At 40.5% G+C, this 25,767-nt stretch carries 22 protein-coding genes, 3 tRNA genes and 2 rRNA genes (1 of these 27 cut by a window edge); 7 read left to right on the plus strand and 20 right to left on the minus strand.

Annotation, left to right across the window (positions count from 1 at the left end; genetic code table 11):
- Positions 1–28: 28 nt before the first annotated feature.
- The 5 genes from PTUN_RS16885 to nudE form a co-directional block, all read right to left on the minus strand.
- A tRNA-Met gene (locus PTUN_RS16885) sits at positions 29–105 on the minus strand.
- 63 nt (positions 106–168) lie between these two features.
- A tRNA-Met gene (locus tag PTUN_RS16890) sits at positions 169–245 on the minus strand.
- A gap of 64 nt (positions 246–309) precedes the next feature.
- Positions 310–386, minus strand: a tRNA-Met gene (locus PTUN_RS16895).
- 177 nt (positions 387–563) lie between these two features.
- A complete protein-coding gene (gene cysQ / locus PTUN_RS16900) occupies positions 564–1,355 on the minus strand; it encodes a 3'(2'),5'-bisphosphate nucleotidase CysQ (RefSeq protein WP_040644381.1) in 792 nt (263 codons plus the stop codon).
- 12 nt (positions 1,356–1,367) lie between these two features.
- On the minus strand, positions 1,368–1,922 hold the full coding sequence (nudE, locus tag PTUN_RS16905) for an ADP compounds hydrolase NudE (protein ID WP_009840781.1): 555 nt from the start codon (positions 1,920–1,922) through the stop codon (positions 1,368–1,370).
- Positions 1,923–1,983: 61 nt separating this feature from the next.
- Here nudE and yrfG point away from each other — a divergent pair, with 61 nt between their 5' ends.
- A complete protein-coding gene (gene yrfG / locus PTUN_RS16910; RefSeq protein WP_009840780.1) occupies positions 1,984–2,655 on the plus strand; it encodes a GMP/IMP nucleotidase in 672 nt (223 codons plus the stop codon).
- 140 nt (positions 2,656–2,795) lie between these two features.
- Here the strand turns inward: yrfG and PTUN_RS16915 are convergent, their stop codons facing one another.
- A complete protein-coding gene (locus PTUN_RS16915; RefSeq protein WP_009840779.1) occupies positions 2,796–3,416 on the minus strand; it encodes a dUTP diphosphatase in 621 nt (206 codons plus the stop codon).
- Between the two features lie 136 nt (positions 3,417–3,552).
- Between PTUN_RS16915 and PTUN_RS16920 the strand changes: the two genes are divergently transcribed.
- Entirely contained in the window at positions 3,553–4,182 is a 630-nt protein-coding gene (locus PTUN_RS16920; RefSeq protein ID WP_009840778.1) for a redoxin domain-containing protein, read from the plus strand.
- Positions 4,183–4,214: 32 nt separating this feature from the next.
- On the opposite strand, the gene PTUN_RS16925 is transcribed toward PTUN_RS16920, so the two are convergent.
- The 6 genes from PTUN_RS16925 to PTUN_RS16950 form a co-directional block, all read right to left on the minus strand.
- Entirely contained in the window at positions 4,215–4,709 is a 495-nt protein-coding gene (locus tag PTUN_RS16925) for a hypothetical protein (protein ID WP_009840777.1), read from the minus strand.
- A 149-nt stretch (positions 4,710–4,858) separates the two neighbouring features.
- Positions 4,859–7,192 carry a fatty acid cis/trans isomerase gene (locus tag PTUN_RS16930; RefSeq protein WP_009840776.1) on the minus strand — a complete coding sequence of 778 codons (2,334 nt, stop codon included), beginning with the start codon at positions 7,190–7,192 and terminating at the stop codon, positions 4,859–4,861.
- 4 nt (positions 7,193–7,196) lie between these two features.
- Positions 7,197–7,568, minus strand: coding sequence for a hypothetical protein (locus PTUN_RS16935; protein WP_009840775.1), 372 nt, complete (start codon positions 7,566–7,568; stop codon positions 7,197–7,199).
- A gap of 97 nt (positions 7,569–7,665) precedes the next feature.
- A complete protein-coding gene (locus PTUN_RS16940; protein WP_009840774.1) occupies positions 7,666–8,331 on the minus strand; it encodes an SDR family oxidoreductase in 666 nt (221 codons plus the stop codon).
- Positions 8,332–8,373: 42 nt separating this feature from the next.
- Positions 8,374–9,159, minus strand: a complete 786-nt coding sequence (locus PTUN_RS16945; protein ID WP_009840773.1) for a VOC family protein — start codon at positions 9,157–9,159, stop codon at positions 8,374–8,376.
- A 110-nt stretch (positions 9,160–9,269) separates the two neighbouring features.
- Entirely contained in the window at positions 9,270–11,129 is a 1,860-nt protein-coding gene (locus tag PTUN_RS16950) for a methyl-accepting chemotaxis protein (RefSeq protein WP_009840772.1), read from the minus strand.
- 272 nt (positions 11,130–11,401) lie between these two features.
- On the opposite strand from PTUN_RS16950, the gene PTUN_RS16955 reads away from it, so the two are divergent.
- Positions 11,402–11,992, plus strand: coding sequence for a hypothetical protein (locus tag PTUN_RS16955; RefSeq protein ID WP_009840771.1), 591 nt, complete (start codon positions 11,402–11,404; stop codon positions 11,990–11,992).
- A gap of 51 nt (positions 11,993–12,043) precedes the next feature.
- On the opposite strand, the gene PTUN_RS16960 is transcribed toward PTUN_RS16955, so the two are convergent.
- The 5 genes from PTUN_RS16960 to PTUN_RS16980 all read right to left on the minus strand — a co-directional run bounded on the left by PTUN_RS16960 (position 12,044) and on the right by PTUN_RS16980 (position 15,447).
- Complete coding sequence (locus tag PTUN_RS16960) at positions 12,044–12,394, minus strand: hypothetical protein (RefSeq protein ID WP_009840770.1); 351 nt, start codon at positions 12,392–12,394, stop codon at positions 12,044–12,046.
- Between the two features lie 79 nt (positions 12,395–12,473).
- Positions 12,474–13,205, minus strand: a complete 732-nt coding sequence (locus PTUN_RS16965) for an oxygen-binding di-iron domain-containing protein (RefSeq protein WP_009840769.1) — start codon at positions 13,203–13,205, stop codon at positions 12,474–12,476.
- The gene (locus PTUN_RS16970) at positions 13,202–13,825 is read right to left on the minus strand and encodes a chemotaxis protein (RefSeq protein ID WP_050760068.1); all 624 of its coding nucleotides are present in this window, start codon (positions 13,823–13,825) and stop codon (positions 13,202–13,204) included. The genes PTUN_RS16965 and PTUN_RS16970 overlap by 4 nt, the downstream gene beginning before the upstream one ends.
- A 196-nt stretch (positions 13,826–14,021) precedes the next feature.
- Positions 14,022–14,600, minus strand: coding sequence for an endonuclease (locus tag PTUN_RS16975; RefSeq protein WP_040644378.1), 579 nt, complete (start codon positions 14,598–14,600; stop codon positions 14,022–14,024).
- Between the two features lie 127 nt (positions 14,601–14,727).
- A complete protein-coding gene (locus tag PTUN_RS16980; protein WP_009840766.1) occupies positions 14,728–15,447 on the minus strand; it encodes a hypothetical protein in 720 nt (239 codons plus the stop codon).
- A gap of 194 nt (positions 15,448–15,641) precedes the next feature.
- On the opposite strand from PTUN_RS16980, the gene PTUN_RS16985 reads away from it, so the two are divergent.
- Complete coding sequence (locus PTUN_RS16985) at positions 15,642–16,025, plus strand: hypothetical protein (protein WP_009840765.1); 384 nt, start codon at positions 15,642–15,644, stop codon at positions 16,023–16,025.
- A 59-nt stretch (positions 16,026–16,084) separates the two neighbouring features.
- On the opposite strand, the gene PTUN_RS16990 is transcribed toward PTUN_RS16985, so the two are convergent.
- Positions 16,085–17,719, minus strand: a complete 1,635-nt coding sequence (locus PTUN_RS16990) for an endonuclease (protein ID WP_009840764.1) — start codon at positions 17,717–17,719, stop codon at positions 16,085–16,087.
- Positions 17,720–18,190: 471 nt separating this feature from the next.
- On the opposite strand from PTUN_RS16990, the gene PTUN_RS17000 reads away from it, so the two are divergent.
- From PTUN_RS17000 to PTUN_RS17010, 3 genes are read left to right on the plus strand one after another with little or no spacing between them, the layout of a single operon-like run.
- On the plus strand, positions 18,191–20,005 hold the full coding sequence (locus PTUN_RS17000; protein ID WP_009840762.1) for an assimilatory sulfite reductase (NADPH) flavoprotein subunit: 1,815 nt from the start codon (positions 18,191–18,193) through the stop codon (positions 20,003–20,005).
- A 48-nt stretch (positions 20,006–20,053) separates the two neighbouring features.
- The gene (gene cysI / locus PTUN_RS17005) at positions 20,054–21,763 is read left to right on the plus strand and encodes an assimilatory sulfite reductase (NADPH) hemoprotein subunit (RefSeq protein WP_009840761.1); all 1,710 of its coding nucleotides are present in this window, start codon (positions 20,054–20,056) and stop codon (positions 21,761–21,763) included.
- Positions 21,764–21,814: 51 nt separating this feature from the next.
- Positions 21,815–22,555 carry a phosphoadenylyl-sulfate reductase gene (locus PTUN_RS17010; RefSeq protein WP_009840760.1) on the plus strand — a complete coding sequence of 247 codons (741 nt, stop codon included), beginning with the start codon at positions 21,815–21,817 and terminating at the stop codon, positions 22,553–22,555.
- A 640-nt stretch (positions 22,556–23,195) separates the two neighbouring features.
- Here the strand turns inward: PTUN_RS17010 and rrf are convergent.
- Positions 23,196–23,310: ribosomal RNA gene (gene rrf / locus PTUN_RS17015) — 5S ribosomal RNA — on the minus strand.
- A 131-nt stretch (positions 23,311–23,441) separates the two neighbouring features.
- Positions 23,442–25,767, minus strand: a 23S ribosomal RNA gene (locus PTUN_RS17020) (it continues 563 nt past the right edge of the window).

Here is a 25,767-nt window from a genome sequence, read left to right on the forward strand (position 1 = left end):
ACATCAGAATAAACAGTAACCAAAAAATTGGTTGCGGGAGCCGGATTTGAACCGACGACCTTCGGGTTATGAGCCCGACGAGCTACCAGGCTGCTCCATCCCGCGCCTGAATGTGTTAAGGATATTTTAATTCCGCTTCAACATCAGAATAAACAGTAACCAAAAAATTGGTTGCGGGAGCCGGATTTGAACCGACGACCTTCGGGTTATGAGCCCGACGAGCTACCAGGCTGCTCCATCCCGCGCCTGTATGTGTTAAAGATATTTTAATTCCGCTTCAACATCAGAATAAACAGTAACCAAAAAAATTGGTTGCGGGAGCCGGATTCGAACCGACGACCTTCGGGTTATGAGCCCGACGAGCTACCAGGCTGCTCCATCCCGCGCCTGTATATTTAGTTTTTTCAATGCGTTAGCACTTTGAAAACTGAGCCTCTTAGGACCAAGAGTTAAACAACATAACGTTGTTTTTTCGCTTACTTCCTGAGAGAGAGCGCCATAATATAGAAAAAATAAGATTATGCAAGTAATAATCTACAAAAGCTGTATAAAAGCAACTTTTGCTATCTTTGATGGGGTTGAATCAAGCTTAACCAATCCCAGTCGGGATGCCCCATTACTATAAAATCTGGATTTTCGGTCGATTCTCTTTGGTTATAAGTTAATGGCTGAAACTGCGCATCCACCAAGGTACCACCAGCTTGCTCAACAATCACTTGAGATGCACCTGTATCCCACTCGCCTGTAGGGCCTATTCGCATAAAAAAATCAGCCTGTCCCTCAGCAATTAAGCATGCTTTTAAGGAACATGACCCTAATGGAATAGTGTCAAATTGAGTTGTTATATACTGGCTAACAACATCGAGCTTTTGTCTGCGACTAATTGCTAACGTTAGTTTTTGGGGCTTTGCGACCTTAATAGCAATGTCTTGCCCATTTTCACGTTTAAATGCACCATTTCCCTCTGCAGCAAAATAAGTCACCCCCTTGGTTGGCCAATGAATAATACCCAGTACAGGTTGATTATTTTCAATTAAGGCGATGTTCACTGCAAAATCACCACTTTTAAGAATAAACTCACCGGTACCGTCCATAGGATCCAGCAACCAATAACGTTGCCAATGCTTACGCTCTTCTAAGCTCGGAATACTGGTTTCTTCAGACATAATAGGGATTGAGGAATCTAAAGCGATTAAACCCGCCATTAATACATCATTGGCAGCCAAATCAGCCTTAGTGACTGGGGTATGATCGAGTTTCTCTTGTTGACCAATATCATCTTGGTCATAAATCGCTAAAATAGCACGTCCCGCTTGCTCAGCTAAGGCAATGCAGGGTTCAAGTAAAGACAGCATATTCATTTTCGCTTAGCTAAAAAATTGTTTTGTTAACATCAATGCAGCGACACTGCGCGCTTCTGTGAAATCAGGTTGCTCAAGCAAAGAAGCCCACTGTTCAAGTGGCCATGAGACCACCTCTAGAGGCTCTGGCTCATCACCCTCAAGGCTTTCATCATAAAGTTGCTCAGCTAAGATCAGGTGCATTTTGGCGTTAAAGTAACCCGGAGCAAGCGAGACCTCTTTAAGTAACGTTAATTGCTGAGCGCCTTTACCAACCTCTTCCATTAGTTCTCGATTAGCGGCTTCAAGTGGCGTTTCGCCAGGGTCAATTAACCCTTTTGGAAAACCTAATTGATAATCGTGAGTGCCTGCGCAGTATTCTCGCACTAGGAGTAAATCGCCTTGCGCTGTGATTGGAATAATCATCACCGCACCACGACCTGCGCCCTTAATTTTTTCGTAACATCTGGCTTCACCATTTGAAAATACTAAATCGAGCGATTCAACGGTAAATAATTTGCTCTTAGCCACAACCGTACTTGCCAAAATTGTTGGCAGTTGGTGATCCTTTTTCTTTGCCATAACGCATCTTTTGTTATGATGGAGAGTAACTTAATCATAATAGTTTTATGGCTAAAAACCTATGTTAAATTGGCAACAAATCGACACCGTATTACTCGATATGGACGGCACCTTACTCGACCTTCATTTCGATAACCATTTTTGGCTCGAATTCATTCCGGCTAAAATTGCTCAGCAACACAATATCTCTTTTGAGGATGCTAAAACCATCTTAATTGATAAATACCATAAAGTAGCAGGCCAGATTGAATGGTATTGTTTAGATTATTGGCAAAAAGAACTCAATTTACCAATTGCTCAGTTAAAAAGAGAAGTTCAGCATCTAATTGCAATTCGAGAGGATGTGCCTGATTTTTTAAATGCGCTTAGAAAAGCAGGTAAGAAACTAATTTTGTTAACAAATGCACATCCCGATAGCTTAAGTCTTAAAATAGAACGGACTCAGCTTGATGGTTATTTAGATGTATTAATTTCTACCCATGAATTTGGGGTCAGTAAAGAGCATCAAGCACTTTGGCAGCAACTGCAAGCAAGGTTGAATTTTGATAAAAACCGTACTTTGTTTGTAGATGACAGCCTAACCATTTTAAAGGCTGCTCATGCCTTTGGTATTGGCCACCTTTTAGCGATTGCCAACCCCGATAGCAAATTACAACCGATCCATACCGATGAGTTTTTAGCTATCACAGACTACCGAACATTATTGCCAATCGCCCAAAGCCATCAATCTTAATGTAAACAAAACTCAATCCTGGATGAAAACTAAGATGTTTACTTTTAATTTAATACATTGATAACTATCTGATTCAGCATTGAGGTACATAAAAATGCCAGTAAATAATGTTACTGGCATTTAAAAGTTAAGACTGAAAATTAAGCAGGGTAACGAGCTACTAAACCTTGATAAACCAATTTAGCAAAATCAGGATGTTCAGTATCAAGGGATTTAACCACTTCTACTAAGTGTTCGTTATCTTCTTTACCATTCCACACTTTGATATAAGTACCCTCTTTATAGCCATGGTCTTGGCGAAAGAAGTTAAGAGTATTTTTACCAACATAACCACGATACAGATCATCCAAACTCATATCAATTTGCTGCATACAACCTGCAAAAGCAGCCGCATCAAAACGTTTTTCGACCACAGCAGTACCCGCTAATAACTCAAGAGTCTGTTTAAAATCACCTGCTGTTTTGACGTTGTTTAATTCAGTAAATAACTGTTCCGCAAGCTGTTGATAGCTCGTTTTACCATCGATTCTCATTGCGATGCCAAAATGAAAAATATCAACCAACTCTAAAATAACCTGGTCAGTGTCTGGAGTTTGCTTTTTCCACCACTTCCATCCGTAATGATCAAGCATTTCAGCACATTCAACCCAAATTGCTCGATACCATTCAAAACCTTGCTCAAACCATTGCGGGTGAATTTTTTGGTTCATCGCATTTTGCATTTCAAGCATGGTCGCCAATTTCGCAATATTTGCTGACATCGCTTATTCTCATCTTTAATTTTAAAACCTAATCATACGGAAAAAGTATCACAGAGCAAAGAGCCGAATAAATTCGATGAAAGTTATTTGCTACTTTGTCGCTCTTATAACAAACCACTGTAAAAGAGAGATCTAAATGAAATATATAATAAGTGTACTTTTGCTGATTGTGAGCCAAATGACTAATGCCGCAAGCGCGTTTAATATCAAGCCCTCAGCAGAATTAGTCACCCCAATTTTGCCAGGGCTGAAAATACCAGATGCAACTCTATTAACAAAAGTAGGTGTAAAAACACAACTTAGTCAGCTACTTAAAAACAAGCCAACGGTATTAGTTGTATATCGAGGGGGGTGGTGTCCATTTTGTAGCCGCCAATTAATGGGTTTACAGCAATTAGCACCTCAACTTCAGCAGCTTGGACTGCAGGTTTTAGCGGTATCGCCAGAGCAACCTCAGGAATTACAAAAAAACACTGAAAATACGCTTTACCAGTTATTATCTGATAGCGATTTAAGTTTTAGCCAAAATCTCGGTTTAGCATTTTACCTTGATGATAAAACAGCACAAATTTATCGTAATAAACTAGGGGTGAACTTCGTGGATTTTGATGGTCAGGAAAAAGTAGCCCTTCCTGTGCCGGCTGTATTTTTAGTTGATACGCAAGCAATGGTGCATTTCCAATATACCAATCCAAATTACAAAGTAAGACTAAGTAATGATGTATTGTTAAGCGCGGCCAAACAGATGATGCAAGATTTAAAATAGCGTTAAAAATTAAGATAAACGTTGAAAAACGTTTATCTTAATTCGAAATCACACGGCTCATTAGTGACATATCGTGCAGCAAACGTTTCACCCGTATTAAATTCAATACGCATTGAGGTTAATTCAAACAATGGATGTGGGTATTCAGCTATCCATTGCATAGTAGCCTTACAAATTGCTTCGAGTTTATGTAACCTAAAGCTATCCACAACTACAACAGCCTGCTTGCCTTCTAAAAAGCTACGTTCGACATTTTCACTCCAATCTGTATTTTGAAAGTTTTGAGTCAGATAAAAAGTAAGATCTCGATTATCTATGGCTTCTTTTACTTCAGAAGTAACTGTTTGAGCTTTTTGGGCAAACTGTAATAGCGATTGCTGTTGATCAACCTCCATTTGACGTTCGCCTGCCGCACAACTGCGAGTGGTATAACGCACTTCACCAACGGCACTAACGCATTTATTTAATTGTTTTTGAGCAAAGCTCATTGTGGGTAACAATAACAAGAGCGCAAATAGATATTTCATTTTTATTCTCTACAATGCTTTTAACACTATTTTGCTGTCAAAGTAGTTTGATACAGATCAAATTTTGACAATTATTTTACAAATGCTACCGCAATTTATAGCAGGCAACAACTATAAAACAGAGAGTTTCGGAACATATCCCTTAACCCTTATTTATTTTCATAGCGATTGTAATCGAATAAACCAAACTCTACGCCTTGATATTGCTTAGCAACGTCATGTAATAAATCACTATATTGCCAAAAATCCTTGTTTGTTCGACGAACAGCATAGCGATTTTTTAATTGATGATAATCAGCTTCAGTTTTGAGTGAGTGCAGTTGAGAGATAAAATTTGGCAGCTCTTCTTTAGCAACATGCCAAATAACTGCGGGATAATCACCAATAAAGCCTTTAGCTAACGTAAGTGAATCTTCTTGATACGCACGTTGTGCTGCCTCATTAAGCAAACTGGTAATATTAAAATGAGCATTATTTCTAATCATCGAAAATGCACGGTACTCAGAATCGATTTTAACCAACAAAAATGAGACTTGAGGTAAAAAACCAACCGCTTGACTGGTGGTTTGTTCTATTGATGCCAAGATAGACGGATCTTCAGGTGATTGTAGAGCATGAGAATTATCAAGAACTTGCTTCAGATGATGCTGTAGTTTTTGGTAAAGTTCAGCTTGAGGATCATCCGTTTTATACACCACTCCAGTTTCTTGTGAAAACGGATGCTTTTCTTGAAAATGGCGAATTAAACTTAATGATGCATTACGATACCAAAAGTCGCGAATTTTTTCTCGTTTAGCCTCTGGCAATAGCGCTAAAAAGTTATTTTCGCCTTCAATACGTAAAAAATCCATGTACAAACGGGTATTGAGCTGATGCCCAACATTGCCGTATACATCAAAGCCCGCCACCAGCAGATAATGGATCCGCTCAAATAAAGCATAATCAAGCACCCAAGCTGTTTTAGGCGGCTGACCAACCAAGCCTTTTGTCACCGTAGCACTGTCAAAATGCCGAAAAATTGTTAGTGCGGCATTGGTATTTACGCCCTCGCCTTGCCAAATTAAATTAAGGTTTAGCTTTGAGTTATCAGCAAAGACTTGGTTCATTAAATTAGTTTTTGCTGCTAAGTATCTTATCTGAGCTTGGGCATATTTAAACCATGAAGCAACAGGTAAAACAGTGCTTTCATCTTGAGCTGGTAGAGTGAGCACATCTTGATTTTTCGCTAAAAACGCCCCCATTTTATCGCTGCCATCTTGTTTCGGATCGACAAAAAATACCCAAAAATGATCATTAATAACATTCAGTGCCACTTGACCACGACAAACAGGACCCTTGATAAACCCCATGATGATTAACTGCGCCTCATCAAGCATAAACTGGTATTTAGCTGCAGTCGGAAGCTGCTCAAACGATTTAAAAGGATTTGAGGCAATCGCAGCTTCATAACTTGGTAATTGCGTGACTTGATATTGTGGTGCAAGAAATTGCTGATATAAACGAGCAAGCTTGTCATCATCAAGCGCCAGAGGTAAATGGGTTTTTGCTAAAATGGTGGTTTTATCATGCCATAAACGATAATAAACCCGCTTTACCTTGGGGTCATCAAATGGCCGAGTTGTAGCAATTTGTTTAATTGGCTGACCAGGAGGTGTACTGGAGCGTACTAATTTAAAGAATTGTGTTGTCGGCTCAATGCCAAAATAAATGTGCGCTAAAAACCAATGCTCATATATATAGCGCGCCATTAATTGGGCTTTTAAGTCATCTTGATTTAAAAATGCTTCCCAACGCGCCATTTGCTCAAGTTCGAAGGCACTTGGCTTTGGGCTGTGCGCCATAGTGGCGCCAGAGCGCATCCATGCTTCTAATGTTTTAAATTCGCTAGAGGATAAAGCAGGAAACCCATAAGGCATACCAGAATGAGGCTTGTTGATAGCCAGCTCATCAAAATTTTCGATACTGGCACAGCTTTGACTGCGGTCTAAACCAAAATCGAACTCTTCGCCAAGCACTGCAACATTTGGTAAAGGGTGCGCTTGTTTTAATAACAAACTGTTATACATGACACTGGCTGCAAGGTTTGCTTCAGGCGTTTGTGAAAACTCATTCAGGACAGGATTAAAACCACGGTCACGCCACTCAACGGTTTGCTGCGCATCAATAAATAATCGTTGCGGCGTCGCTGCAAGTAAACGAGTTCCATCATAAACTAGTTGCTGTGATACTCCGCGGTCAATGCCTTCTGGTGAAGAAAGCTTTAACTGGCAAGGCGCGTCATAACAACCATGACACACAACACAGCGACTCTCAATTATAGGTTTAACAGTGTCTAAATAGTGGATAGCTTCTCGAGCCGGATATTCAACTAAACGCTCTACAGCGCTCGGCGCTCCAAAGCGTTGCTGATATTGGCTTACGCCATAAATAGCACAGCCAGCTAAAGAGCAAAAAATAACAATCAGTCCGAGTCGCTGCCACATTGTATTACTCCTCTATTGCATCATCTAAACCCAAATCAAACGTCGGCATGCAATCAATGTGAGGGGAAACAAAAACCTGCTCATCTTCGGTATTTAATAATACTGCAATCATAGGACCATGATTAATTTGTAACTCGGCATGATGCCCATTATCAAGGGTAACCTTAAATTGTTCGCTTATTGCACTGAGGGCATAATTTTCAATATATAAACAGGCACTTTCTTCAGGAGCTGGATTAATACATAACTCAGCAAGTAAGGCATCATCAAGGGTAATATCAATGACTAGATCGGGTTGTTCTAGGTCGCGCTGAGCCAACTGCTCGTTTAAAAAGAATAAAGGAAGACTTAACAAATTACCTGCAACAAGTTCCATAATGGTTTCCGATTTTAAGAAGCTAAAATAAGATCATATCAAAATCGACGCAAATCCAGTAAAAAATCTTATTTTTTACTGGATTTTATGTCATGAACTACCAAGGTAAAACGTCACCATTTGAATGCCAAAAAGTGCCACTATTAACTAAAGTGAGCTGTTCAATTCGCTGCGCTAGTCGCTCAGCGGCTTGTGTTGGGCTGATATCACCAGCAAATCCAACCATTTGAGTTTGTACAAAACCTGGGTGAAGTATCGCTACAGCAATCCCTTGGCCTTTAAGTTCATGTGCCATACTCACACTGGCAGCATTGAGTGCCGCCTTCGACATGCGATATCCGATGTAAGCACCTGAGCTATTATCCGCAATAGACCCCATTCGGCTGGTGATCATCGCCACTTTGCTACCAGAAGCTAAATTTGCCAATAATGCATGGGTAACTCGAATGGGTGCTAATGCATTAATAGCAAGTTGCAATTCAATCGCTGCAAAATCCATATTTGTCAGGCTTTCGTTATGAAAAATACCAGCGTTGTTGATTAATATATCAATTTTCTGACCAGTCAGCGCTTGTGCTAAACGCGTAACATCATCAGCCTGACTCACATCAATATTATCAATCACGGCGACATTAAGTGCTGTAAGCTCATCAGATGGTTGGCGAACAACCGCAGTCACTTGATATCCTAACGCTAAATAAAACTGACAAAAACTTAAACCAATGCCTCTATTAGCACCAGTTATGACAACATGTTGAGCCATTTTATTTCCTTTTTCTTTGATATTTACTCAACAGCTAAAACATTATTTAGCCATTAACTCGATTATTGAAAAGTCTGCGCCTTGTGGATCTGTCAGCACACTAAAACGGCCGACATCTTTAAAATCAGTCGGAGGTACACAAATAACTGCACCTAAGGCTTGCGCTTGCGCTGCAATTTCATCACAATTTTCGACAGCAAAATAGGTCATCCAATGTGGTGGGATTTCAGACCATTGCTCATTCATTTCCAACATACCTGCAACTTTTTCATTGCCTTGTTTAAAAAATATGTATGCCATGCCTTCCATATCAACCGCTTCAACTTGCCAATCAAATAACTGACAATAAAATGCTTGGCTATTAGCTGAATTACGGCTGGCAAGTTCATTCCAACACATAGTATTTGGCTCTTTAAGTTTACGCGAACCTGGATGTAACATTCCCTGCCACAGCGCAAATACGGCACCTTCAGGCTCGACCAATAATGCCATTTTACCTGCATCACCCACAGTATGTGGGCCATGTAATAACTCAGCGCCTAACTTCTGTGCTTTTAATACTTTAGCTTCAACATCATCAACTGCAATGTAGTTTAGCCAATGACTCGGCACTTCAAGCTCAATTCTATCATTTTCCATTTGATACATAGCTGCAATATCAAGCCCCTCTTTTTGCAGCATAGTGTAATAAGTATCAGGGCCTATCGGTTGATCATCAGAGCCCCATCCAAATAATTCACAATAGAATTTTTTTCCTTGCTGCCAATTATGGGTGCACAACTCTGGCCAACAGAATGTACCCGCTATGTGCGATGTGAAATTTGCCATTTAAGATCCCTGTTCCAATTCTAGAGCTATTAACCTATAAGAAAAAAAACAATTTCGCCACCCTAAGGTGGCGAAACATTGCGATAAAAAGTAGAGTCGTTGGTTAAAAATTAACTTTTAAACCAACTAGTTGCTTCATCAAGTTGATGTGCCTGCTCAGAAACTTGTGACGATGCATGCGCATTTTGCTGAGAGTTGTTAGCAAGCTCATCAGCGTAATCACTGATCCTGACAATATTTTGGTTTATTTCTTGAGCCACTGTCGATTGCTGTTCTACAGCTACAGCTATAGTTGAAGTCATTTCTGAAATTTCACTAATATCTGCAATAATATCGGCAAACGCAGCTCCAGCGAGTTGAGTTTGCTCTGCTGTAGCCAAGCCTTGCTGCTTACATTGATCAATACTGCCCACAATTGCCGAAGTACTTGATTGTAATTGATTAATAATTTCTGTGATTTCAGAAGTCGACTCTTGCGTTTTTACAGCAAGTGAACGCACTTCATCTGCTACCACTGCAAATCCTCGGCCTTGCTCACCCGCTCGAGCGGCTTCAATTGCAGCATTAAGCGCTAATAAATTTGTTTGCTCCGCAATTCCTTTAATAACCGTCATCACTGCACTAATTGCGTTACTTTTATCTTGCAATAAATACACTTGCTTAGCTGATTCTACCAGCTGATTACTCAACTGTGTCATTTGCGAAATTGTGGTCTGTACTTGGACTTGACCGCTTTTAGCGTTATTAGACACAGCATTAACACGTTTGGCAGTATTTTCGGCATTAATTGCTATATCGTGCGCCACAGCGCCCATTTCAGTTACTGCACTGGCCACCGTTTCAACTTCCATTTTTTGTTGCACAAGTTGCTGGCCACTTTGATCAACACTCACCGCAACTCGCGTTGATTCAGTATTAACAATATCAACTGCACTATGAATACTTCTTATCACAGATAAAAACTTAACCAACAACTCATTAACTGAATGAGCTAATTGACCAATCTCATCATTGCTGTGTTTGCGAATTGTTAAACGTAAGTCTCCTGTTGCTGTTACTTTTGCAATGTCATCAATTGCACTATCAATGCTATAGGTAATGGAACGAATAATAACCATAAGAAAGACAATCATGAAAATAGCCATCGCAATGCTTAAACTCCATTGCATAGTTTGCGCATTGCCATAAACTTCGCCTTGCAAAATTTCTAATTCAGCAACCAAACTTTCAAGTGCAGTATCAAGGGTTTGTTGCGCGCGGTTAAGCTCTGATTTTAAGCCCGTCGTATTATTTTTATAACCCAGTTGATTGTATTTATCTGCCGCTTGATTAAACGCCACAAGGTACTGGTCTAAAATATATAATTGGTTAGCGCCTTGCGTCGCTAAATGCGAGCGTAATTTTTTGACACCATCTGCGACTTTATCAACATATTTGTTGTCACCTCGAATAATAAAATCCTTTTCACTACGGCGGATTTGCAACAATAAAATAAGGGCTTTATCATCTTGATTTTTATCTAACCAAGCTTCTAATTCATGTACTTTACTTCTTAATTGACCACGTATGCCTTGGTTTTGATCAAAGCCATATTGATCCATAGTCTGATGAATTTGATTAAAGCTAGCAAAATAATCATGAAATGCATTATCAACTAATTGCAATTTAGTTGATTTAAAATCAAGTTTTTTAACACTATTTTGGAGTGCTTCACTCGCTTTAAGACTCCTATCAATAATATCTTTCATTTGATTTAAATGGGTCTTATCAGGCTCTGCAAGAAACGCAACTTCAACTCGTAAAGTATCGGATACTGCATTTTGAATATGCACAAGTTCAACTTTTGCATTTGCCAAGACTTGCTTTTGGTTGGCAATGTGAAAATTTAATAACGACAAGGCCAACAAAGATGCCAAGGCGATTACCGCTAAAACTTGTAACTTTCTTTTAATTGTTAATGAATTAAACATATACATCTCTCACTTGGTTAGCGCATCCTTTTACAACTAACTGCATCCATCTTGATAGCTAGACTAGGTAAATTACCACTCTTATATATCGGCTTAAGGTGATAAATCTTGAGCTTATTTAAGAAAAATTTATTATTTTTCAGATTATTAACTCTACGTATACATTTGCTTTATTTTCTCTTCAGCTTAAATTTTATGGCATTGAACGAATGCTAATTGCTAAGTTTATTTAGGCTGATTAAGCTAATTTTTTTATTTCAAGGTAAATTACAATGAAAATAACCTACTTATCCTTTTGCGCTCTAGCAGTCAGCCAAGCTGCTTTCGCACAAGCCCCACTCGTTTCAATTACGCCTCAAGATCAATTTTTTACAAATCTAACCGCATTATGTGGCAAAGCTTTTTTAGGCAATGTAACCGTAGGCAACGAGAGCGATAATGCCTTTAGTAAAGAAAAACTCGTTATGCATGTTCGCAGCTGTAGCAAAGATGAATTGCAAATTCCATTTCATGTTGGTGATAACGCTTCTCGCACATGGATCATCAAAAAAACAGGATCTGGCTTACAACTAAAACATGATCATCGAACGGCAAAAGGTGAAGATGATAAATCAACTATGTATGGCGGACATACAATAGATGCAGGCTGGGCACAGGCACAGTCTTTTCCCGCAGATCAGTATTCTAAAGAGCTCTTTGTTGCATCAGGGATCCCACAATCTGCCGGCAATACTTGGCACATGTATATTTACCCAGAAAAATTCACTTACCGCTTAACCCGCGAAGGTCGTGAATTTAGAGTGGACTTTGACCTCACCAAGGCGATAACACCACCAGCTGCACCTTGGGGTTATAAAGATTAAAGCACTGTTGAATACTAGTTAATGAGCCAAATCAAAACATTACTGAAATGATTAATTTACTGGCTCAATTTTTAGACTCAGGCACTGAAGTGTCGCGGTTAATGACGGTTGATAAGGACGGGGATGTGTAGGAAGCGCTTTAAACTCTTGCACTCCAGTTTCAAATACCAGACTAAACTGCGAACTTCGGCACAGTTTCGCTGCATATCTTAATAAAAATACGCTTTGTTTTTCAAAATGGTCATAACTATCCGCTTCAACTGCAAGCAAATAGTGACCGTCGCTCACACGAGTCTCTTGGTAAAAAACTTTATGGTCAAAGTCATAAAGCCGCTCAGTCTTTTTTTGTGCTGAAAATGAACAGAAACTAACAACAAGTAACAGTAAACTGAAAAATTTCATGATTAAATCATATACCCTAAAAATAAAGTCACTAAACTGGGGTCAGTTTAGTGACTTTAAAATAAAATTGAAATTGAAATTAGCTCGCGCTACCAACATCAAGCTTTTCAAACCAAGCGAGAAACTCGTGAACAGTTTCCCCTTTAAAAATGCGCCCATGCTGCGGCGCCATTATTTCAATATCAAGCTCTTTAACTCGTGCAATCCAGTTCATTTTTGCACGATTTGAAGGCATCCAACGTTTATGGAAGTATTCCATTTTAGGAATATGTTTGGCAAAGTCATCGACAAACATTGGTGCTTCTGTTGATTCAAGCGCAGCACCAATATCCCCACTCATCAAAATTTTCGCTTCGGGATCATAAACATTAAAATTACCCGATGAATGCAGATAATGAGCAGGTATAAAACGCAAAGCGGTGCTACCTAACATAAACTCCCCCCCTTCATCTTTAATCGGCATGAATTTAATATTTTCCATGCCAAAATGACGAATGAATCCTTCCCATAACCAAGGTGCATAGAGCTTAGCTTTGGGGACTGTTTTATCCCACAAACCAAGGGACGAAATAATATCTGGGTCTTGATGGGAGGCAAAAAGCGTTGTTAATTTATCTAATTCAATATGGCCGAGCACGCCTGCTAGCATTGGAGAAAATAACTCAATGCCGCCCGGATCTAACAATACCGATTCTTTTTCATTAACAATTAAATACTGATTAGTGTCGATAATTTTTTCTGGCTTTGCCGGATCGCGACCAAACACCACCCATTTATGATGTTTTCCCTGATAAAGAATACTTGATTTCATTTAATTATCCGTTGTAATTGAGACAAAGTATTAAGATTGATTGTAATGGCGGTTTTAATTCGAAGCGCTGCTGAGGCTATGTAATCAGACACTGACTCTAAACTATCGCAATATTCTCCAGCTTGAGATGCCTCAACACGAGAGGTGACTGCAATATATTCAGCTGCACGCATTTGTTGACGAATTTCTTCAAATTGAGCTGTGAGCGACTGCATTTCACTGCCTAATCGAGACCATGCCTCCCTAAGTTCCGAAATCGACTGGCGGTTAATTCGCTTTAAAGTGGCAGAGTTACCGTTGTGAATGACACTTGCCCGAGCAACGTGCTCTTTAAATTGCGAAGCGCGTAATTGCTCTAATGCTAATTTAAATAACAAATGTGAGTGGTTATGAATATCTTGTGTAATTTTTATGGTACGAGCTGAAAATTCATCGATAAAATTGGTAATTGATTTAAATCCCAACGCTGCTTGACCGGCCCTAATGGCAACGACTCGGGCATTTTTGGCTGTTAAAGATAAATTTTTAGCTTCCACCAAAATAACATCAAGTTGTGCAACAACCGTTGCAACAATAATAAAACAACTTATTTCGGGATTTTGCTGAGATCGTATTGCCATCTTTTTTTCTAAAGAATGAAAACATAGTTCAAGCATAGAAAAGATTTTATATTTTGCCGTAAAATAATGACTTAGTTAATAAAGTATTTTCCAAAGTAACCAAGCTAACTAACCAGCTAAACCGAAAAAGAGCGCTGAAATTCCCACTATAGAGTCTTTCAAACGCCCTTTAACTTGTATTTAATAGCACGGATTTTTACAGCAAATTCGGATTGGCCTCTAACCCCGCCCAAACATTAAATAGTTTTTGCTGCTTATCAGATATTTTTAATTGATAGGTTTTTTGCATATAAAAATAAGCTTCGGCTATTTGTTTACGCGATGCCAAAGGCGGCTCAACCACTCGCTGTTTAAAATCAATTTTCACCTGGCATTGGCCATATTGATCTGCTGGCTGACTTAACATCCCAAAACGGAAATTAGATCGATCCCCATTAATTTCACCAATTGCTGGAGCTAAATTATTAATATCGGCTTCCATCAAGCGAAACTTTTCACTTTTTTTACGGCAATTTGCCCGACCACCTTGTTGCCAGCATTGTAGTTGATGACCAAACTCCCAAGCAGGCACAATATGTTCCCACTCGATTCGAGTTGCTCTGACATTAGGTAAACCTGATTTAGTAATCGGTTTTCTTGGTACATACCCACATGACTTGGCATCTGGCTTTAACTCTTTGCCTACTTTTTTTATTGCACAACCGCAATATAAGGTTTTTGTATCATGGCCAACTTGCTGTTTTAATAACTTTTTAGCGGCTTCAAAATTTGCCACTTCAGCCCAACTTGCAGGCAAAAACACTAACAGAGCAACGGCTATTTTTATTTTATAAATCAATTTGCTACAACTCAACGCATTAGAAACACCACCTAAATAGGCAGCAAAAAAAACATCCGAATGATTATTTTTTAAAATAAGCCATCAAACGCCGCTTTTTGTTACTTGCTCCTTGTAACAACAAAATAAAACCACTGAGACAAAACAGTACCGCAGCAGCTGAAAAGCTAATTAACAGAGGATTATTGAAGTTTTCTCGCTCATCATAATCCATGATGTGTAACATCCAAAAGAAATCAAAAATCCGCCAAATTGTACTGCGAACTGTAATGAACTGCCCAGTATCCGCATAAAAATAAAGTGTGGTACTCATTAAATCATTAAAAGATACCCGCCAAACTTTTTGTTTAAAGCCAACCTCTCTGGGTCCATTTTCTAAATATTCACTCGTTACTAGTTCGCCTTCACCCAAATAATGCTGCTGCGCTCGTTGCTTTATTTGCAATTGAGTTGGTTTTTGTAATGCCATACCCGTTTTAGCATCAAAAACCAGCTCACCTTCACTGGTCTGCACCCGATAAATTGGAGAATTCAGAAAAGCATCAAAATAAATACTTTCAACTTGAAATTCAGTCTGCTTTAAAAAGTCGAGTGAAGCACTGTAATCTTGCTTTTTAAATGGGTTATCTAATTTTTTTTGCGCAAGGTGTTTGCCATGCACTTTCTCAAGTGGAATAGCACTCATCACTAAGCCACCTAACAACCAAAAAAAAACTTGAAGTACAAGGCAATATCCTAGCCATTTATGGATTTTTCGGGTCGTTTTAAATAGGTTGAATTTCATATTTTATTATTCTTTTGAATTAATAATGAAAAGCCTAATTCGACAACGCAGTAGAAAAATGGCTTTAAACTTAACTAAAGTGCATGATTAACTGAAAAAAAAGAAAAAACAAGTCGCAAAACTAGAGCTTAGGGTCGACATAGGTTAGAGTAAACGACTAAATTATAATTACTCTTTCACTGATAACGGCCGACATGTCTGAAATTCAATTTTTAAATGTGGATCTAGAACTCGAATCTAAACACGATATTAGTGTATTAGTTAATGACTTAAAAAAACATGTTACTGTTTTGCATCATGAATTTGATGAATACCATCATGTGGCACGCCTTTGCTCAAAGCTCGAAACAAGCACACCAGACAAAACCATTAATCACCTGTGTGAATTAATAGAAGCTTGCTCCCGAGCGGGCCTAAAACAATGGTTAACTTGCTCAAAACGTACCTTTGATCTTGGTTTTGAATCAGGTCATCAGCCTAAATGTTTTAACCAAGCATTACATGCCGATACGCTTTTACGTATTTCAGCAATTGGTGCAGGTATGGAAATTACTATTTATCCAATTACCTCAAAATAATTGACTGACTCAAATATAAAAAAACCTCCACATTGGAGGTTTTTTTATTATCTATCTTTCTAGTTTGCCTGCCAAATTAAACCTACAAACTCGGGGTGATCAACATATGGGTTGCGATTACCTTGGTGCTCAAACGCTGCATTATTACGATCCCGCTCAGCTTGGCTGACTGGATCTTGTTGATGCCAACGTAATAACATTGATAAATGCCAATTTTCAAAGACTTGATCGCTTGTACCATTTAATACAACATCGCTGTATGTGGTAATTTTTTCCCAAGAGCCAATCACGTTTTCATAACGTGTAGCCATGTAAAAATATGCTCGCGCTAAGTCACCTTTAAACTCATCAATTGGTTCAAATACGGTGCCCGTATAGCCAAGCCCAGCAGCAGCTGACCCTAACTTGCTATTATTACTGGAAGTAAACGTTGCACTACCTACTTCACCATACGGATAGTTACTACGTTTTGAATTAACAAAACCATCAGTAGCGAAGATATGGTGGATATCAGAGTGCATTGGCTCTGCTGTACCACCAAACCAACTTTTTGGAAATGAATGCTCACGATTATAACAACCGCCTTCACCTGAATAGCTGCCACATTGATTGGTAACTTTAATATAATTATAGTTTTCACTACCTGTAGGATTCTCGGAATAGATATCTAAAATTGAACCATCATTTTCATAATAAGTATCGAGTGAATGGTTTTCATAGAATGTCCAAATAGCGGAGTATCCTTGAGAGTTATGCCCGGCGATGATGTTGTATAACCCTGTTTTTAAATCATAGCCAGTAAGACCTTCAACAGGAGTATAATAAGTTTCTAAATTTGGAGGTGTTGTACCGCCACCATCACCAGGTTCGGTTGCTGTAATGGTAAATTCTTTAGTGTCGGTTTTTGCAAATGTAGCGCCTGATGCTACGGTTTGCCCTGCTACTTTTATTTCATAAGCACCTGAACCATAGCTACAACAAATTCCGTCACCATAAGCATCGTTAATGGTAAATTGATACGTACCCGCTGCCAAACAATAGTTTTTATTATAGGTTGTTGCATTAGCTAAACCTGAACCGGTATCAATCACACCATTAATACCTTGCAACTGCCAACTTGTTTCACTGGCATAATTATCGGTTGTTAACATCAAATCGACCGAGGTATCAGTGCAGCTTGGTTCCGGATCAACAGGAGGTGGAGTGATTGCTAAACTTGGTTGAAAGTCATCAACATACACAACTTCTGAACCGTCAAACCCTGCGGTATCGTAAAAACGCAAACCAACCGCAATTTTTTTACTGCTGGTTGCATTATAACTAAAGCTTACTTGCTGCCATTGGCCAAGAATACCTTCGTTTGAATATCCTTGATAGCCATCTACATATAAACGCGCTTTTACTCCGCCTTCAGTATGATAGATCCAAGTTGAAAACTGGTAGTTTTGCCCAGCCACAACATCGACTTGTTGCAATAAATCGGTATCAGCTTGACTGCCCGTTAATACAGTTACAGCACCAGACGCGTTACCTTGCTTAACAATAGCGACTTCTTTTTTTACTTGTATGCCTGAATCTATGGTGTCCCAACCAGCAACAGCACTTCCTTGCCAAGATTCAAAACCGCCATTAACTACCTCAGCAGCACTTGATAGCGTTGCAAAACTTGCAACAGCCAACATAGTTAATGTCATTTTTTTATTTATCTTCACCTGAAAATCCTTAAAATTTTTATTAAGCGCAACATATATACGCAAAATCGACAAAATTATACGTATCTTGTGTTAAATGTACATGACAGCAATTAACAAAAAATAAACAATTTGTATTTTTACGTAAACAATTGCAAACAGCTTTTTTATTCCATTGATAAACAATACCTTTTCTAAAAAATGTAATTTAAGACTCGGTATGTTGCTCAGGAAATAAGCAAAGCTTGTTTTTAAACCCTTTTTTTAGAAAATCTCCGTTACTCATTCCAAAAAAGAATATCAAAGCATTTTCTATTCTTTTTTCTCTGACAGCCGCAGGAGTATTCTTCACACTAAGATTTGCCCTTTTTATAAAGCTGAATTTTCCAGTCATTCTCGGGCAGCATATTTATCATTTTTGTGCATGTTGATTACTACATTCGCAAAAAAATTCGGTTTCATGGGGTATATAAAATGTTGTTAAGTCAACTTTCAGCGGTAACAAGTCCACTGACACAAGAGCAAGTACAAAAACTGCAAGGTTTAGTCGCTGAGCTAAACCCAATTCAACAAGCATGGGTAAGTGGCTACTTAGCAGCAACTGCAAACTCGGCGGCTCTTGGTGGTTTGGCGATACCTGCAACAACTCAGGCTGCCGAAGCCGCAACACTTACAATTTTATATGGTTCACAAACAGGCAACGCTAAAGGTGTTGCCTCAAAGCTTAAAGAACAAGCACAAGCCCGTGGTTTAGCGGTTAATCTTGTTAACATGGCCGATTACAAACCAAATAGCCTCAAAAAAGAAAAGTTTCTTACTATCGTTGTTTCAACGTATGGCGAGGGTGAGCCACCAGAAGATGCCGAAAACCTGCATGAGTTCTTAGGCTCTAAAAAAGCCCCTAAATTAGATGGCGTAAAGGTTGCGGTATTAGGTTTGGGTGATTCAAGTTATGAATTTTTCTGCCAAACGGCTATCGACTTTGAAACACGCTTACAAAATTTAGGTGCAACGGCTATTGTTAGCCGTGCCGATTTAGATGTTGATTACGACTCTCTTGCAGCCGATTGGATCAACACCGCACTTGATGCATTTGAGCCTGATTTAAAAGCACAATCGAGCAATTCAGCACAAGTCATTCCAATGACAACATTTGGTAGTACCGCGACAACTAGCCAATATACGAAACAAAATCCGTTTAACGCTGAACTTGCGCTGGTACAAAAAATTACAGGCCGTGATTCAACAAAAGATGTGCGCCATGTTGAGATATCACTCGAGGACTCAGGCATTACTTACACCGCCGGTGACTCTTTAGGTGTGTATTTTTTAAATGATGAAGCCTTGGTTGATGAATTATTAGTACTGACTGGCAACGACGCTGAGACACAGGTATCCGTTGGCGATGAAACACTACCACTTCGTCAAGCATTAATTGAAAAGTTAGAGCTTACTCAGTCTTACCCAGGCTTTGTAGAAAAATACGCCCTTGCAACTAACAATGCTGAGCTTTTAGCTTTAGCTGCCGACAAAGCTGCAATGCGTGAGTTTATCGAACCACGCCAGATTTTTGATATTGTACGTCAATATCCAGCAACAATTGCAGCGCAAACGCTTGCAGATTGCGCGCGCAAATTACAAGCACGCTTGTATTCAATTGCATCAAGCCAATCTGAAGTGGAAGAAGAAGTTCATTTAACTGTTGGCATAGTTGAATTTGAAGCCTTCGGCAGTCAACATTTAGGTGGTTGTTCTGGTTATTTAGCACACCGCGCCGAGGCAGGCTCGAAAGTAAAGGTATTTATTGAGCATAATGATAATTTCCGCTTACCAGCAAACCCAGACACAGCCGTGATCATGGTTGGCCCAGGTACTGGCATAGCCCCTTTTCGTGCATTTTTACAAGAGCGCGATAGCCAAGGTGCATCAGGTAAAAACTGGTTATTTTTTGGTAACCCACACTTTACCCAAGACTTTTTATATCAAGTTGAAATTCAAGCTTATTTAAAATCGGGCTTATTAACACATTGCGATGTCGCTTTTAGCCGCGATCAAGCTGAAAAAGTATATGTACAAGACAAGTTACGCTTGCAAGGTGCGCAAGTATTTGCATGGCTTGAACAAGGCGCACATTTTTATATTTGTGGTGATGCCAACCGCATGGCAAAAGATGTTCACCAAGCCTTAATTGAAATTATCCAAACACATGGCGGCCAAAGTGCAGAGGAAGCAGAGCAATATTTAAAAACTTTGCGCAGCGCTAATCGCTATCAGAAAGATGTGTACTAATTTGTATATATCACGCAACCGTCACTGTAACGAATTCTAGGAATAAAAATGAGCAAGCCAAATAGCAAACAAGACCCAAATGCAAAATTTGCTGATAACGAACGCTTAAAAACACAAAGTAACTTTTTACGCGGCACAATAGAACAAGATTTAAAAGACGAAATTACCGGTGGATTCACTGCAGATAACTTCCAACTTATTCGTTTTCACGGCATGTACCAACAAGATGACCGTGATATACGAGCTGAACGTGCAAAACAGAAGTTAGAGCCATTACATAATGTGATGCTTCGCGCGCGCATGCCTGGCGGGATCATTACGCCAGCGCAGTGGTTAGCGATTGATGCTTTTGCCGAAGAAAGAACAAGTTACGGCAGCATCCGTTTAACAACACGCCAAACGTTCCAGTTTCACGGGGTATTAAAGCCAAATATTAAAGATATGCACCAAATGCTTGATAGCGTTGGTATTGATTCAATTGCAACAGCGGGTGACGTAAACCGTAATGTACTGTGTACGACTAATCCTGTTGAGTCAGAACTGCATCAAGAAGCGTATCAATGGGCAATTAAAATATCTGAGCATTTGTTACCACACACCAAAGCGTATGCCGAAATTTGGTTAAATGGTGAAAAATCAGAAACTACAGAAGAGCCAATTTTAGGGTCGACTTACTTGCCACGTAAGTTTAAAACCACCGTTACCATTCCTCCTAATAACGAAGTGGACGTGCACGCAAACGACTTAAACTTTGTTGCGATTGCTGAAGATGGCAAGCTAGTTGGTTTTAACGTATTAGTGGGCGGTGGTTTAGCAATGACCCACGGCGATACCGATACTTACCCGCGTAAGGCTGATGATTTTGGTTATATTCCTTTAGAACACACCCTAAAAATTGCAGAGCATGTTGTGTCTGTTCAACGTGATTGGGGTAATCGTGTAAACCGTAAAAATGCGAAAACGAAATACACCTTAGATACCTTTGGTTCAGATGAATTTAAAGCTGAAGTTGAAGCGCGCGCAGGTATTAAATTTGAAACCAGCCGCCCTTATGAATTCACTACTCGTGGCGATCGTATCGGTTGGGTTGAAGGTATTGATGGTAAATTCCATTTAACATTATTTATCCAAAATGGCCGTATTTTAGATTACCCAAATCAACCATTAAAAACAGGTTGTCGAAAAATTGCTGAAATTCACCAAGGTGATTTCAGAATGACAGCTAACCAAAACTTAATTGTTGCCGGTGTACCTGCGGATCAAAAAGCCGCTATCGAACAAATTGCTCGTCAACACGGTTTAATAGATGACGGCCACACAGCTCAACGCTTTAACTCAATGGCCTGTGTTTCATTACCAACTTGCCCACTTGCAATGGCAGAAGCTGAGCGCTACTTACCTAGCTTAATTGAGAAAGTAGAGCTGCTTTTGGCAAAACATCATATTGCACAAGATAGCATTATTTTACGCGTTGTTGGCTGCCCAAATGGCTGTGGACGCGCCATGCTGGCTGAAGTAGGTTTAGTTGGCAAAGGACCTGGCAAATACAACTTCCATTTAGGTGGAAACCTTGCAGGCACTCGCATTCCTAAGCTGTACAAAGAAAATGTAGCAGAAGATGTAATTTTAGCTGAGCTTGATCAACTGATCGGTCGCTGGGCTACTGAACGCCTTGATAATGAAGGATTTGGTGATTTCGTCATTCGTACTGGCGTGATTGCTGAAGTAAAAGTTAGTAAAACTGACTTTTACGCATAAAGCTAATTTGCAGTGTGCTTAGCGCACTGCAAATGTAAACTGGATAATGATATGAATACTTTCAAACAAATTTTAACGCTTGACCCGCAAAGCCAAACCGAACTATTGGCTGAAGCGAATGCGCTGCTTGCTGATAAAACAGCAGAGCAACGAGTAGCTTGGGCGCTTGAAAATCTCCCAGACACTCATTTTCTATCATCTAGTTTTGGCATCCAAGCGGCTGTTATGTTGCATTTACTCACAAGCCAAAAACCAGATATTCCTGTGGTTTTAACCGATACTGGTTACCTATTTCCTGAAACATATCAGTTCATTGACTCATTAACTGAGCGCTTAAATCTCAACCTCAAAGTCTATCGCTCAACACATAGCCCTGCATGGCAAGAAGCCAAATATGGCAAATTGTGGGAGCAAGAGGGTGAAGGTTTAAAGCAATATAATTACTTAAATAAAGTAGAGCCAATGACACGCGCGTTAAAAGAGCTTAACGCTGGCACTTGGTATAGTGGTTTGCGACGCGGGCAATCATCAACCCGTGCAGATAAAAATATTGTTGAACTAAGCCGTGGCACGGTAAAGTTTTATCCAATCATTGATTGGCACAACCGCGACGTTTATCAATACCTGACAAAACATGAATTACCTTATCACCCTCTTTGGGAGCATGGTTATGTGTCTATGGGTGATGTACACACCACTCGTAAACTAGAGCCTGGTATGACCGAAGAAGAAACCCGCTTCTTTGGTTTAAATCGCGAATGTGGTCTTCACATCGATGGTGATGGCATCTAACTCTCTTAGTTTTAATATCCAACATGAAACTTTTGCGCAGCCTCGGCTGCGTTTTTTTATAGTCGAATTAAAGCATCCCTACTCTTAATCAATTCCTTTACTTATCCGCGTATAAAGTAATGACTCTTCTATTCTAATAGCAAATAACTTAGGGCTAATGTTATTTTTATGCAGTGTCATTGTTATAACAACACCACAAGAATACAACCGAAGTGAAGCTAAGTTGCAAAATACTTTGTATGTATAGCGACTGAATAGATGATGGACTAGGTATCTAGAGCAGTATCGCAACTCAAATAAAAAAATAATAGCTCAACTATTTTAAATATATTTATAGTAAGAACAGTGTCAATTTTCACTGATTAAGCCAATAAAGGATCTTAAGCCGAGTTCGGTACTTTATATCTTATTGAAATTCGAATGTATAAAAATATGGTTGATGTATACCTAAGTCTGCTAGCGTTATTTCTTAACCTTAGAATTTCATCGCATGCACCATAAATCAGAAGGTAACAACTAATGCTATAGGTATATAAAGATGATGATTATGAAGAGATACAACCTGCGTTTTGAACAAAAATATTTTTATTCTAAATGCAAAAAAGCCTCTGATTTCTCAGAGGCTTTCTTTAAATTAGGAGCCTGGCGATGTCCTACTCTCACATGGGTAACCCCACACTACCATCGGCGCTGTTTCGTTTCACTACTGAGTTCGGAATGGGATCAGGTGGGTCCAAAACGCTATTGTCACCAAGCAAATCTGGTTCGTTAATCGCCTTGGCAATTAACTAAAATTCGGAAGGCTGATATTCAAATTCGTCTACTTCAGTGCTATTTAACTTCTTGCTTGTTCTTCAGTGCTTCATACAAACCACTTTGGCGTTGTATGGTTAAGCCTCACGGGTAATTAGTATTGGTTAGCTTAACGCCTCACAGCGCTTCCACACCCAACCTATCAACGTTGTAGTCTCCAACGGCCCTTCAGAGAGCTTATAGCTCTAGTGAGAACTCATCTCGAGGCTCGCTTCGCGCTTAGATGCTTTCAGCGCTTATCGATTCCGAACGTAGCTACCGGGCAGTGCCATTGGCATGACAACCCGAACACCAGCGGTTCGTTCACTCCGGTCCTCTCGTACTAGGAGCAACCCCTCTCAATTCTCAAACGCCCACGGCAGATAGGGACCGAACTGTCTCACGACGTTCTAAACCCAGCTCGCGTACCACTTTAAATGGCGAACAGCCATACCCTTGGGACCGACTTCAGCCCCAGGATGTGATGAGCCGACATCGAGGTGCCAAACACCGCCGTCGATATGAACTCTTGGGCGGTATCAGCCTGTTATCCCCGGAGTACCTTTTATCCGTTGAGCGATGGCCCTTCCATTCAGAACCACCGGATCACTATGACCTACTTTCGTACCTGCTCGACTTGTCCGTCTCGCAGTTAAGCTTGCTTCTACCATTACACTAACCGTACGATGTCCGACCGTACTTAGCAAACCTTCGTGCTCCTCCGTTACTCTTTAGGAGGAGACCGCCCCAGTCAAACTACCCACCAGGCACTGTCCGCAATCCCGATTAGGGACCTACGTTAGAACATCAAAACTACAAGGGTGGTATTTCAAGGACGACTCCACAAGAACTAGCGTTCCTGCTTCAAAGTCTCCCACCTATCCTACACATGTAGGTTCAATGTTCAGTGCCAAGCTATAGTAAAGGTTCACGGGGTCTTTCCGTCTAGCCGCGGGTACACAGCATCTTCACTGCGATTTCAATTTCACTGAGTCTCGGGTGGAGACAGCGTGGCCATGATTACGCCATTCGTGCAGGTCGGAACTTACCCGACAAGGAATTTCGCTACCTTAGGACCGTTATAGTTACGGCCGCCGTTTACCGGGGCTTCGATCAAGAGCTTCGCGTTGCCGCTAACCCCATCAATTAACCTTCCGGCACCGGGCAGGCGTCACACCGTATACGTCATCTTGCGATTTTGCACAGTGCTGTGTTTTTAATAAACAGTTCCAGCCACCTGGTTACTGTGACTGCCAATAGCTCCGGGAGCAAGTCCCTTCACCATCAGCAGCGTACCTTCTCCCGAAGTTACGGTACTATTTTGCCTAGTTCCTTCACCCGAGTTCTCTCAAGCGCCTTAGTATTCTCTACCTGACCACCTGTGTCGGTTTGGGGTACGATTCTTCATGAACTGAAGCTTAGAGGATTTTCCTGGAAGTATGGCATCAACAACTTCACTACCGTAGTAGCTCGTCTCGTATCTCAGTCTTAAGGAAACCCGGATTTACCTAAGTCTCCAACCTACTTACTTTCACATGGACAACCAACGCCATGCCTGCCTAGCCTGCTCCGTCTCCCCATCGCATTCATGCCGAGTACGGGAATATTAACCCGTTTCCCATCGACTACGCGTTTCCGCCTCGCCTTAGGGGTCGACTCACCCTACCCTGATTAACATGGGATAGGAACCCTTGGTCTTCCGGCGTGGGAGTTTTTCACTCCCATTATCGTTACTTATGTCAGCATTCGCACTTCTGATACCTCCAGCAACCCTCTCGAATCACCTTCAACGGCTTACAGAACGCTCCCCTACCCCGCATACAAAGTACGCAGGCGCATCTTCGGTGGTATGTTTAGCCCCGTTACATCTTCCGCGCAGACCGACTCGACCAGTGAGCTATTACGCTTTCTTTAAAGGATGGCTGCTTCTAAGCCAACCTCCTGGCTGTCTGGGCCTTTCCACATCGTTTCCCACTTAACATACACTTTGGGACCTTAGATGGCGCTCTGGGTTGTTTCCCTCTTCACGACGGACGTTAGCACCCGCCGTGTGTCTCCCGGATAGTACTTTACGGTATTCGGAGTTTGCAAAGGGTTGGTAAGTCGGGATGACCCCCTAGCCTTAACAGTGCTCTACCCCCGTAAGTATTCGTCCGAGGCTCTACCTAAATAGATTTCGGGGAGAACCAGCTATCTCCCGGTTTGATTAGCCTTTCACTCCTAGCCACAAGTCATCCCCTAACTTTTCAACGTTAGTGGGTTCGGTCCTCCAGTTGATGTTACTCAACCTTCAACCTGCCCATGGCTAGATCACCGGGTTTCGGGTCTATACCTTGCAACTATACGCCCAGTTAAGACTCGGTTTCCCTACGGCTCCCCTAATTGGTTAACCTCGCTACAAAATATAAGTCGCTGACCCA

The sequence above is a fragment of the Pseudoalteromonas tunicata genome (genome assembly GCF_002310815.1).
GTDB classification, from domain to species: domain Bacteria; phylum Pseudomonadota; class Gammaproteobacteria; order Enterobacterales; family Alteromonadaceae; genus Pseudoalteromonas; species Pseudoalteromonas tunicata.